The following is an 11,543-nucleotide window of genomic DNA, read 5'->3' as shown; positions in this document are numbered from 1 at the left end:
GCGTACGCGTGCACGAGGTCGTGGAGAACGAACCTGTCGAGGGTCCGTTCGGTGACCAGGTGCGCGCCGGCGACCTCGGGATGCCGGCGGTGGGGAGCGGTGGGCACCGGCGGCCGGGCTGCGCCGCAGCCCGACCTGATCTCGGTGACCGGGCAGACGGTCGACGGGCTGCGCGCCGAGCACGGCTTCTCCGCGCTCGTGGAGCTGCGGGTCGACGGCGCCGCGCGGCGGATCCTGTTCGACGCCGGCGTCACGCCGGACGGGCTGATCGGCAACCTGGACCGGCTGGAGCTGCGGCCGGACTCGTTCGAGTCGATCGTCTTCAGCCACGGGCACTTCGACCACGTGATGGGGCTCGACGGCCTGGTCCGGCGGCTGGGCCGCACCAGCATGCCGGTCTATCTGCACCCCGACTTCTGGCGGCAGCGGCGTCTGGTGTCAGGCCCCGATCGGGCCTTCGAGCTGCCGATCCCGTCGCGGGCCGCGGTCGAGGGCGTGGGTTTCGAGATCATCGAGGGGCGGCAGCCGTCGTACCTCCTCGACGGGATGCTGCTGGTGACCGGCGAGGTCGACCGGACGGTGCCGTTCGAGCAGGGCATCCCGAACCACCAGGCCTTCGTCGACGGCGCGTGGGAGCCGGACCCGCTGATCCACGACGACCAGGCGCTCGTGCTGCACGTGGCCGGGAAGGGCCTGGTGATCCTGACCGGCTGCGGGCACGCGGGCGTCGTCAACATCGTGCGGTACGCGAAGCGCCTGACCGGGATCCCGGACGTGTACGCGGTGCTGGGCGGCTTCCACCTGCGCTCCGGCCCGGTGGTCGACGAGACGGTGACCGCGCTGGCCGCCGAGCGCCCGGCGCTGCTCGTGCCGTCGCACTGCACGTCGTGGCAGGCGCAGCAGGCGCTGGCGGCGGCGCTGCCCGCGGCGACCCGGCCGAACACGGTCGGGACGCGCTTCGAGCTCTAGCGTCTGTTCTCCTCGTCCTCGTCGTCGTGGCCCTCGATCGCGCTCACGATGGCGCCGGTGATGTCCCCGGCCGGGACGGCGATCTCCTCACCTTCGGAGACCTCGTCCTCGGAGAGGTTGGGCTCAGGCCCGGTGGCGCCGCCCGCGAAGCCGAACTCGTTGGGCTCGTTGGGCTGTTCCGGCTCGTCCTGGTCGTGCTTCTCGGGGTTTGTCTCGGCCATGCCTTCCTACCTACCCCGGCTGCCCGCCGTGGATGCGGTGTTTCGGGATCATTCCCCGGCCGCCCGGGTGAGCCCGAAGAGACCCATCTGGTCGGGCTTGTCGATCCGGTGCCCGTCGGCGACCGTGTCGCAGGCGATGTCGACGATCTCGGTCTTGTGCGCCAGGAGGTAGGGACGCGCGCCGACGTCGGACTTGGCCAGCGTGGCGACACCGGACCAGTGTCGGCGGCCGAGCAACATGGGGTAGCTGCGCAGCCCGTCGTAGGTGGCGCAGACGAGCGCGCCGGAGTGCGGCAGCAGCGCGACCCGCCGGGCGGCCTCGACGGTGACGCCGGGCATGTCGACGGTGAGCACGAGCGCGGCGTCGACGTCGACCCCGTCGAGCGCTTCGAGCCCGACCCGCAGGCTGGACCCGAGGCCGGTCCCCCAGGCCTTGTCGACGACCACGCGCGCGTCAGCGAGCCGCGCCGCGGCGCGCACCTGGTTGGCCGCAGCGCCCAGCACGACTATGAGCGGCGCGCAGCCGACCTCCTGGGCGATGCCGCACACCTCGTCGACCAGGAGCGCGTCTCCCCGCTGGAGCAACGCTTCCGGTCCGCCGATGCGCCGCCCGCCGCCGGCAGCCACCACGATTCCCGCGATCCGACCCACGCCAGCCTCCGCCATAGGCGAGCGAATCGATACGGTAGGTAGTCTCACCACTCCCACCAGCCCCACGCACCCCGGCAGTCGCGTATCCGACGTAGTCTTAGTGGGTTTTGGCCCTTGTCAGGGCGACGGAAGCCGTCATTTGGCCTCCGCGTAGCTCTCCACCGCGACCGCCTCCATCGGGAAACGGACCTCGGTCTCGCCGAACAGCGTGCGGGTCGCGCGCTCACCCGCCGCGTGGACGGCCGCGACCACCTCGTCGGCCTGCTCGGCCGGGCAGTGCACCAGCACCTCGTCGTGCTGGAAGAAGACCAGCTCCGCCGCCGTGCCGGCCAGGGCCGTGCGGAGCGTCGCCAGCAGCGCGAGGGCCCACTCCGCGGCCGTGGCCTGGATGACGAAGTTGCGGGTGAAGCGGCCGCGGGCGCGGGCCCGGGCGCCGTCCGGGGCGCCGGCGCCACCACCGCCGGTCTCGTAGCCCGACTCCGCCAGCGACACCGAGACCGATGACGGCGGGCACGTGCGGCCCAGCCACGACCGGACCAGACCACCACCCTCGCCCGTGCGGGCCGCCGCCTCGACGTAGTTGAAGGCCGTCGGATAGTGGCCGCGCAGCACCGCCAGGGCCGGGACGGCCGCGCCGCCGGTCTGACCGTACATCGCGCCCAGCAGCGCCACCTTGGCCTTCGCCCGGTCGCCGCCGAAGGCGTCGGCCGCCAGCGCCGCGTAGAGGTCGCCCGCCCGGCCCGCAGCCGCCAGCCGGGCGTCACCGGAGACGGCGGCCAGCACCCGGGGCTCCAGCTGGGCCGCGTCGGCGACCACCAGGCGCCAGCCCGGGTCGGCCACCACCGCCCGGCGCACCACCTTGGGGATCTGCAGCGCTCCCCCGCCGCGGGTCGCCCACCGGCCCGAGACCACGCCGCCCGGCACGTATTCGGGTCGGAAGCGGCCGTCGTGCACCCAGGCGTCGCGCCACGTCCAGCCGTGTGCCGTCCAGATGCGGAAGAGCTCCTTGTAGGCCAGCACCGGGCGGACCGCCGGATGGTCGACGTGCTGGAGGGTCCACGAGCGGGTGTTGGGAACGTCGACGCCGGCCCGGTGGAACGCCTTGAGCAGCTCGCCGGGCGACTCCGGATGCAGCGAGCGCACGCCGAACGCGTCGGCGATCTCGGCCAGCAGGGTGACCAGGCGCGCGGGCGGGCCGCCGACCGCGGACGGGGCGCCGAGCAACTCGCGGAGCAGGGCGTCGTGCACGTCGGCACGCCACGGCAGCCCGGCGGCGCCCATCTCGGCCGCGACGAGGGCGCCGGCCGACTCCGCCGCGATCAGGAGGCGGAACCGCCCTGGCGGGGTGGGCACCGCGGCCATCCGCGCGCGCTGGTCGGCGTAGACCGCGACCAGGTCTTCGAGCGTCACCGCCGGCGTGGCCGCCGGTGGCGCGAACAGCTCGCCCTGGCCACCGCCGGGCGGCGAGGCCGTCGTGGGCGGCGGATCCGGCGGCACCGGCGTGCCGCGCAGCCGCGCCAGCGCGGCCGCGACGGACCGCGGCGAACCCCACGAGCCGGCCGACCCCAGCAGCAGGGCCTCGGTCAGCTCGACGTCATGGCACCGCTCGACCCGCACCCCGGCGGCGAGCAGCCCCGGATAGACCAGCTGCGTCGCGGGCCAGATCCAGCGCGGTCGCTTCGACTCGAGGGACGCCACCGCGGCGGCCAGTGACGGCACGGTCGCGGCGGCGCCGGCTGGGCGGCCCCCGTCGTCGAGCGGCAGGAGCCGACCCGAACCGCCCTCCCCCGGAACCGCCGCGACCAGCACGAGGTCATTAGACCTCAGCGGTCCGACACTATTTGACGGCGCCGGACGTCAGGCCGGCCTGGATCTGTCGCTGCAGGATGCCGTACACCAGGATCATCGGCAGGATCGCCAGCGTCAGTGCGGCGAACAGCCCGCCCCAGTCGGCCTCGAAACCGGCGTTCACCGAGATGTCGGCGATGCCCTGGGTGATCACCCATTTCTCGCGGTCGCCGGACATCAGCACGACGGGCAACTGGTACTGCGCCCACTGGCCGATGATGTTGAAGATCGTGATGCTGACCAGCCCGGAGCGGGCCATCGGCATCATGACCTGGAAGAACAGCCGCACATGGCCGGCACCGTCCATGATCGCCGCCTCGGCGACCGTGTTCGGCAACGTCTTGAAGAACGCCGACAGGAAGAAGATCGTGAACGGCAGCGAGTACGCGATGTAGACCAGGATCAGGCCCGTGTAGCTGTTGAGCAGGCCCAGGTTCTTCACCACGAAGAAGAGCGGCACCAGGGCCAGGAACACCGGAAACGCCAGGCCCGACACGAACAGGAAGTAGATCGGCCGGTTGAACCAGAACTTGTAGCGGGCCAGCACGTAGGCCGCCATCGAGCCGAGCAGCATCGTGCCGGCCGTCGACAGCGACACGACCAGGACGCTGTTGAGCAGGTAGCGACCGACGTGCGCCGTGGTCCAGGCCCGCTCGAAGTTGTCCCAGCGGAGCTGCGCCGGCAGCGTCCACGGGCTGCTGAAGATCTCCTCGACGCTCTTGAACGAGGACAGGAACGTCCACAGGATCGGCGCGAGGACGATGATCGCCCAGACCAGCAGCGCGATGTGGGCGAGGCTGGTCAGCATCCGGACCTCGGACCTGCCACCGCGGCCACGACCGCGCCTGCCCGCCTTGGGCGTCTCCGCCGGGGCGGGCGGCGTCTCGGAAGTCTGCAGAGTCGTCATCGTGACCTCAGGAGTATTCGACGTTCTCGCGCCGGGAGACCCGAAGCGTCAACGCGGCAAACGTGATGGTCAGGAAGAACAGCGCCACGCCCAGCGCGGACGCGTAGCCGTACTTGCTGGTCTGCATGTTGCGGTAGATCTCGACCGCGAGCACCGTGGTCGCACCGTCCGGCCCGCCGTCGTTGCCGATGGAGAGCACGTTGACCAGCGCGAAGCAGTCGAACGCGGCGATGCCCAGGTAGACCCACGCGACCTGGACCGTGTTCCAGAGCAGCGGCAGCGTGATCCGGAAGAACAGCGTGAACTTCGTGGCGCCGTCGATCGCGGCGGCCTCGTAGATGTCGGTCGGGATCGACGACATGCCCGCCGAGAACAGCACGACGTAGAAGCCGACCGCCTGCCAGACCAGCACGCCGAGGATCGACCAGAGCGCGATGTTCGGGTTGACCAGGAAGAAGATCGGATCCAGGCCGAGCTTCATCAGCACGCCGTCGATCAGGCCGGTCTCGTTGGGCCGGTAGACCGTCTGGAACAGCACCGCGATGATGGCCACGGCCAGGACCTGGGGGAGGAAGAACACCACCCGGTAGAACTTCGACCCCCAGATCCCGGTCATGACGCCGGCCCGTGACCGGCCACCCACGTTGAGCAGGAACGCGAAGAAGAGCGCGATGGCGATGGTGATGAGCGGCAGGCAGATCAGCAGGATCGCGTGATGCTGGAGCGCCTTCCAGAACTTGTCGTCCTCGAACATCGTGCGGTAGTTCCCGAGGCCGATCCATTTCGGCGCCGCGAAACCCCGCCACTGTGTGAAGGACAACTGGAAGGCCTGGATGACCGGCGCCACCACGAAGATGGCGTAGAGCGCTACCGGTGCCGCCAGGAACCCGATGACGAACGGGTACTTGCCATGCCGCATTGCCTATGCTCCCGTCAGCGCTTGAACTTGGTGACGGCGTCGTCCTTCTTCGTTGCGTCGGCCTTCTTCTGCAGACGCTCGCAGAACTGGTCGGCGTTGATCCGGCCGAACATCAGCTCGTTGGTGGCGACGCGGCACTCGGTCTCGAGGTCCTTGTACCACCCGTCGAAGAAGATGTTGACGACGTTGGCTCCGGCTGACGCCAGCGCCTTCTGGGAGCTGGCGACACCCGGCGGGAAAGCGTAGCCCTCGGACGCCCCGACCACCACGGTCGGCGCCTTGACGACCTCGGTGAAACCGCGGCCGCCCTCCTTGGACAGCATCTGCCGCATGTACTCCATGCCACCCTGCACGTTCTTGCCCTTGGCCGGGACGACGTAGCCCTCACCCGCGGTCGCCCGCAGCGTGCCGGCCGGCATCTTGTCGCCCGAGGTCAGGCCCGGCAGCGTCGCCATCGTGTACTCGAAGCCCGGCGGCGTGGTCTTGGCCTGCTCGCCCTCCAGCCAGTCACCCGACGGGTAGAGCGCCACCTTGTTCTGGTTCTGCTGGAGCTGCACCTCGGTGTGGATCAGGCCCTCGTGGCTCTTGTCCATGAAGCCCTTGCCGATCAGCGAGCCCCAGGCCTCGGCGGCCTGCTTGATCGCGTCGACCTTCCAGGCACCGTCTTCCAGGTTGTCGATGTTCTTCAGCACGTCGGCGCCACCGATTTTCGCCGCGTGCGTGAGGATCACGTTGTACTGGTAGTACGGCGCGTTCTTGCCGGCGTACGCGTAGGGGATGATCCCGGCCTTCTTGATGTCACCGAGCAGCGTCAGGAACGCGTCCCAGTTGTCCGGCACGGTCCAGCCCTTGTCCTTGAAGAGCTTGCCGGAGTACCAGAGGCCGAACACCGTCGACACGTAGTACAGGACGTGCGGCTTGCCGTTGAACGAACCGACCTCGACGGTGCCGGCCACGACGGTGTCGCGGACCTTCTTCGCCGGGTCGTCGACCGACGGCGCGTCCCACAGTGGGGTCAGGTCGGCCAGCTGCTGGTCGGCGACCAGCGCGCCGAAGTCCATCAGCTTGGTGCCGGAGTTGTTGACGAAGTCCGGCGGGTCGCCCGCCGCGAAGCGCGGCTGCAGGATGGTGGAGATCTCCTGCGTGGACGAGTGCTTGACGGTCGCCTTCGGGAAGGCCTTCTTGTAGAGCGGCTCGTGCACGTCGGTGGCGTACTTCTCGCCGTAGCCGCCGTTGAAGATGACGACCTCGAGCTGGGCGTCTTCCTTCACGCCGAGCGGGTTGTTCGCGGACTTCTCACCACCGGCGGCCGGAGCGTCCGGGGTGTCGTCACCGCCGGTCGCACAGGCGGAGAGCAGGCCGGTGGCCGGGACGACGAGCAGACCGGCGGCCGCCGCACCGCGCAGCAGTGTCCGGCGGCTGAGATCCGACGTGCTGTCGGGGAGTTGCGACATCTTGTCTCCTCGATTCATAGATCGGGGTCAAGCGGTGCGCCGGAGACGACCGGCGTACCGCGATTCGAGGGCGTGGTTGTGCGCGTCCCCACCGGGGACGTTCGCGGAGAGGTAGATAGGGGGCACCTCTCCGAGCTGGTGGAACCGTCGTACGACCTCGGCGGTCAACAACTGCGCCAGCAGCGCAGCGGTGACCGACGAGACCGCACAGACCGTGCCGCCGTCGTGCGTCGGCAGCAGTGCGTCTCCGTACGGCGCGCCGTTGTCCAGCACGACGTCGGCGAGGTCGGCCAACCGCCGACCGGAGGGGTGGCGTGGTGCCACCCGGTTCGTGTGCGCCACCGAGGTGACGGCGATGAGGTGGTGACCGTTCTCCTTGACCAGGGCCGCCAGCTCGACGACCGAGCCGTTGATCCCCGACTGCGACGCCACCACGAACACGTCCTGCGGCTGCGGCCGGGCCAGCGCGTAGATCTGGTGCGCGATGCCCGGGTCGCGCTCGAGCTTCGGGTCGCCGAGCACGTCGCGGTGCGCGTCGCCGTGCAGCACGAGGTCGTGGAGGTCGAGGCGGTTGGTGGGCACCAGCCCGCCGGCGCGGCCGACCAGGTCCGCGGCGAACGCCGCGGAGTGGCCGGCGCCGAACGCCTGCAGCACTCCCCCGGTGCGCAGGCTGCCGGCGATCAGGTCCGCGGCGCGCTCCAGCCCGTCGGCCTGGGCGTCGAGCAGGCCGTCGAGCAGCGGGAGCACGGCGTCGGCGTAGTCGCGCGCGGAGACCATCACAGCGCACCGCCCTTCTTGTGCCCGTCGACCGCCTGCGCGGTGCGCTGGAACGAGGCGTGTGCGCGGTCGTGGGTGCGCTGCGCGACGGCGATGTAGAGCAGGTCGAGCACGACCAGCTGCGGGTGCCGGGCAGAGAGCGCGTCGGGCCGGAACGTGGTGGCCTGCGCGGCGGTCAGCAGCACGACGTCGGCCAGCTCGGCCAGCGGCGAGCGCGGGAAGCTGGTCAGCGCGATCGTCGTGGCGCCGCGGCTGCCGGCCTCGGCGAGCATCTCGATGGTCTCCCGCGTGCCGCCGCTGTGGCTCACGCCGAGCGCGACGTCGCCGGGGCGCAGCAGGGCGGCGCTGGCCAGCCCGTTGTGCACGTCGGTCCAGGCCCACGCGGCGACGCCGATGCGGTGCAGGCTGAACTGCATCTCCTCGCCGACCAGCGCGCTGCCGCTGGCGCCGAAGATGTCGACCCGGCTGGCGCCGGCGATCGCGTCGGCGGCCCGCTCGACCTCGGCCAGGTCCAGCAGCGCGGCGGTGTCGTGCATCGCCCGGGTGTCGGCGGCCATGATCTGGCCGAGCACACGGTCCAGCGGGTCGGTCGGCTGGATCTCGCGCCCGATGTCGAACGTCCAACCCGCGGAGCGGGCCCGGCCGGTCTCGGCGGCGATGCCCAGCCGCAGGTCGGCGTAGCCGTCGAAGCCCAGCGCCCGGCAGAACCGGGTGATCGTCGCCGGCGAGGTGCCGCTGCGCTCGGCCAGCTCGACGATCGTCGCCCGGGCGGCGGCGGCCGGGTCGGCCAGCACCTGCTCGGCCACCCGCTGCAACGCGCCGGTGAACTCCGGAAGGCCCGCGCGCACCCGGAGCAGGACCCCGTCGGCGGGCGAGGCATCCACGACCGCGGTCGCGGTCACGTCGGCCTCGCGCTCGATCATGGGACCCGCCTTTCGGAAGGAGTGTTAACTGTTAGTGGTAAAAGTTCTTACTAAAGCCACCTCCGTGTCAAGGCTCTGGGTGAAGTTTTCAAACTGTTACGCGCCGACATGCACGCGAAACCCCGCCGGGCAGCCTGCGCCGGCGGGGTTTCGAAACGGTAAAGGTTAGGCGGCGGATGCCTCCCGGATCGCGTTGACCAGGATGTTCAGGGCCTCGCGGGCCTCTTCCTCGGTCAGCGTGAGCGGTGGGCCCATCCGCAGGACGTTGTTGTAGAGACCGCCCTTGCCGACCAGCAGGCCGTTGGCCCGGCACGCCTCGAACACCCGCAGGGTCGCCGGCACGTCGGGCACCGTGGTGCCCGGCTGGACCAGCTCGATGGCCAGCATCAGGCCCCGGCCGCGGATCTCGCCGACGATCGGGTTGTCGCCGATCTGCTCGCGCAGGCCGTCGAGCAGGATCGCGCCCATCCGGGCCGCGTTGGCCTGGAGGTCGTGGTCGAGGACGTAGTCGAGGGTGGCGTTGCCGGCCGCCGTCGAGATCGGGTTGCCGCCGAACGTGGAGAAGGAGATCGCCGGGACCTCGTTGACCACGTCGGCGCGGCCGACGACGCCTGCCAGGGCGTACCCGTTGCCGATGCCCTTCGCGAAGGTGAGCAGGTCCGGCACGACGCCGTGGGCCTGGTAGCCCCAGAAGTGGTCGCCGGTGCGGCCCCAGCCGGTCTGCACCTCGTCGGAGATGAGCAGGATGCCCGTCTCGTCCAGGACCTTCTTCAGCGCGCCGAACAACCCGTCCGGGCCGGCGACGAAACCGCCGACGCCCTGCACCGGCTCGGCGATCAGCGCGGCCACGTCACCCGCGGTCTGCGTCGCGAGCACCTCGCGCAGGTCGTCGACGGCCGCGTCGACGTGCTCGTCGGCGCCGAGCCGGGACAGCAGGCCGCGCATCCGGTCGCTGGAGTGCAGCCAGCTCACCTGCAGCGGGTTCAGCGAGCTCGAGGACCAGCCGCGGTGGCCGGTGATGCCCATCGCGGCGTACGACCGGCCGTGGTAGCTGTTGCGCACCGCCAGGATCTGGTTGGACCGCCGGTAGTTGGTGGCCATCAGCAGCGCGGCCTCGTTGGCCTCGGTGCCCGAGTTGGTGAAGAACACCCGCGCGTCCGGAATGCCGGACAACCGGGCGATCTTCTCGGCCAGCTCGACCTGCGCCCGGATCAGGTAGAGCGTCGAGGTGTGCGCCACCCCGGTGCGCAGCTGCTTCTCGACCGCTTCGGTGATCTCCGGGATGTCGTAGCCGACCATGGTGGTCAGCACGCCGCCGAAAAAGTCGAGGTACGTGCGGCCGTCGGAGCAGGTGACCCGGCGCCCGGACCCGGACACGATCTCGAGCGGCTCGGCGTAGTAGAGCGGCATCCAGCTCGGCATCACGGCACGGTGCCGGGCCAGCAGGTCGTCGGTGCTCGTCATCCTCACGGTCTAGCACACCGTGGGCATGGTTGGGCCTCGTCAGGAGGCGGATTCCTTGATCGCCTCCGCGTACGCCTGGCTGCGGTGCTCGAAGTTGCGGAAGCGGCCGTAGCTGGGCGCGCCCGGCGACAGCAGCACGACACCGCCGGCGGGGGTCAGCTCGCGCGCCCGGCGCACCGCTCGCCCGAGGTCCTCGACCACCTCGGCGCGCACGTTGTCGAGCCCCTTGAGCGCGTTGACGATCCGCGGGCCGCTGTCGGGGATGCCGAGGACGGTGATCGCGTCGAGCCGTTCGAGGTGGTCGCGCAGCACGGTGTAGTCCACGCCGCGGTCGTTGCCACCGACGATCACGGTCAACGGCCGGCCTTCGTACGCGTCGATCGCGTGTGTCGTCGCGTGCGGGCTGGTCGCGAGGGTGTCGTCGACGAAGGTGAGGCCGGACGGGTCGGCGATCTCGGCGAGCCGGTGCGGGAGCGGCTGGAAGCTCCGCGCGGCGGCCCGAAGATCGTCGCGTTTCGCGGTGGAGTCGATGCCGAGTGCGGTCAGCACGGCCAGGGCGACGCAGAGGTTGCCGGCGTTGTGCCGGCCGGCGAGGTTGAGGGCGGCGCGCTCGAACAGCTTCGTGCCGTCGGGCGCGACCACGTCGTCGCCGTCGATCCGGAAGCCGCCCTCGACGTTGGCCGCGATGGCCTCCGGCCGGTCGCGCAGGCGCGGCGCGAGGCGCGGGTCGGCACCGTTGTAGATGATCGCTTTCGGTCCGTGGGCGACGATGTTGAGCTTGTCGCGGTAGTACTCCTCCTCGCCGCCGTGCGCGTCGAGGTGCTCCGGGAACAGCGCGGTCACGACGGCGACCGCCGGCGAGACGGTCAGGTCGGAGCACTGGTAGCTGGACAGCTCCAGCACGTACTGGTCCGCGTCGCCGGGCAGGTCGAGCACCGGGACGCCGATGTTGCCGCCGTAGAGGTTCGGCCGGCCGACCGCCGTGAGCAGGTGGCTGACCAGGCTCGACGTGGTGCTCTTGCCCTTGCTGCCGGTGACGCCGACCGTGCGGTCGGCGTGGTCGTCCATCCAGAGCGCGGTGCCCTGGGTGACGGGGACGCCCGCCGCGCGTAGCTTGATCATCCACGGATGGGTCTGCGGCACGCCCGGCGAGCGCACGACGACGTCGGCGTCCGCGAGCGCCTCGTAACGGTCCGTGAGCGGGGCGGCGGCCGCCAGCTCGGCCTCCCAGGGCAGGCTGAGGAAGTTGCCGCTGTCGTCGACCGCGACCAGGCTCGCCGGGCGGTGCGCGGCGATCGCGAGCACGGCGGCCCGGCCCTCCCGGCCGGTGCCCCACACGGCCACCCGGCGCCCCTGCAGGTCGGCCAGCAGGAAGAGCAGCACGAGCGCCGTCCGCATGCTGGTGAGCTG

At 71.0% G+C, this 11,543-nt stretch carries 11 protein-coding genes; 1 reads left to right on the top strand and 10 read right to left on the bottom strand.

The window, feature by feature from the left end; all coding sequences use genetic code 11:
- The first annotated feature begins 99 nt into the window (after positions 1–99).
- Positions 100–969 (top strand): MBL fold metallo-hydrolase, encoded by an 870-nt coding sequence (locus tag AB0H87_RS29470; protein ID WP_360152666.1) that lies wholly within the window; start codon positions 100–102, stop codon positions 967–969.
- On the opposite strand, the gene AB0H87_RS29465 is transcribed toward AB0H87_RS29470, so the two are convergent.
- From AB0H87_RS29465 to murD, 10 genes are all read right to left on the bottom strand, one after another.
- Entirely contained in the window at positions 966–1,190 is a 225-nt protein-coding gene (locus AB0H87_RS29465) for a hypothetical protein (RefSeq protein WP_360152663.1), read from the bottom strand. The genes AB0H87_RS29470 and AB0H87_RS29465 overlap by 4 nt on opposite strands.
- A gap of 48 nt (positions 1,191–1,238) precedes the next feature.
- Positions 1,239–1,856, bottom strand: coding sequence for an NTP transferase domain-containing protein (locus AB0H87_RS29460; protein WP_360152660.1), 618 nt, complete (start codon positions 1,854–1,856; stop codon positions 1,239–1,241).
- A gap of 120 nt (positions 1,857–1,976) precedes the next feature.
- The gene (locus tag AB0H87_RS29455) at positions 1,977–3,647 is read right to left on the bottom strand and encodes a bifunctional 3'-5' exonuclease/DNA polymerase (RefSeq protein WP_360152672.1); all 1,671 of its coding nucleotides are present in this window, start codon (positions 3,645–3,647) and stop codon (positions 1,977–1,979) included.
- A gap of 31 nt (positions 3,648–3,678) precedes the next feature.
- A complete protein-coding gene (locus tag AB0H87_RS29450; protein ID WP_360152657.1) occupies positions 3,679–4,596 on the bottom strand; it encodes a carbohydrate ABC transporter permease in 918 nt (305 codons plus the stop codon).
- Positions 4,597–4,603: 7 nt separating this feature from the next.
- Entirely contained in the window at positions 4,604–5,515 is a 912-nt protein-coding gene (locus tag AB0H87_RS29445) for a sugar ABC transporter permease (RefSeq protein ID WP_360152654.1), read from the bottom strand.
- Positions 5,516–5,529: 14 nt separating this feature from the next.
- Positions 5,530–6,969: an N-acetylglucosamine/diacetylchitobiose ABC transporter substrate-binding protein gene (gene ngcE, locus AB0H87_RS29440; protein WP_360152651.1), complete on the bottom strand. Its 1,440-nt coding sequence runs from the start codon at positions 6,967–6,969 to the stop codon at positions 5,530–5,532.
- Between the two features lie 27 nt (positions 6,970–6,996).
- Positions 6,997–7,746, bottom strand: coding sequence for an SIS domain-containing protein (locus tag AB0H87_RS29435; protein ID WP_360152648.1), 750 nt, complete (start codon positions 7,744–7,746; stop codon positions 6,997–6,999).
- Positions 7,746–8,669, bottom strand: coding sequence for a MurR/RpiR family transcriptional regulator (locus tag AB0H87_RS29430; protein WP_360152645.1), 924 nt, complete (start codon positions 8,667–8,669; stop codon positions 7,746–7,748). Before AB0H87_RS29430 ends, AB0H87_RS29435 begins: the two co-directional genes overlap by 1 nt.
- 165 nt (positions 8,670–8,834) lie before the next feature.
- Entirely contained in the window at positions 8,835–10,133 is a 1,299-nt protein-coding gene (locus tag AB0H87_RS29425) for an aspartate aminotransferase family protein (protein WP_360152642.1), read from the bottom strand.
- A 39-nt stretch (positions 10,134–10,172) separates the two neighbouring features.
- Complete coding sequence (murD, locus tag AB0H87_RS29420; protein ID WP_360152669.1) at positions 10,173–11,531, bottom strand: UDP-N-acetylmuramoyl-L-alanine--D-glutamate ligase; 1,359 nt, start codon at positions 11,529–11,531, stop codon at positions 10,173–10,175.
- Positions 11,532–11,543: the final 12 nt, after the last annotated feature.

This window comes from Asanoa sp. NPDC050611 (genome assembly GCF_040654855.1).
Lineage (GTDB): Bacteria > Actinomycetota > Actinomycetes > Mycobacteriales > Micromonosporaceae > Asanoa.
This window is presented reverse-complemented; position numbering and strand designations above follow the sequence as displayed.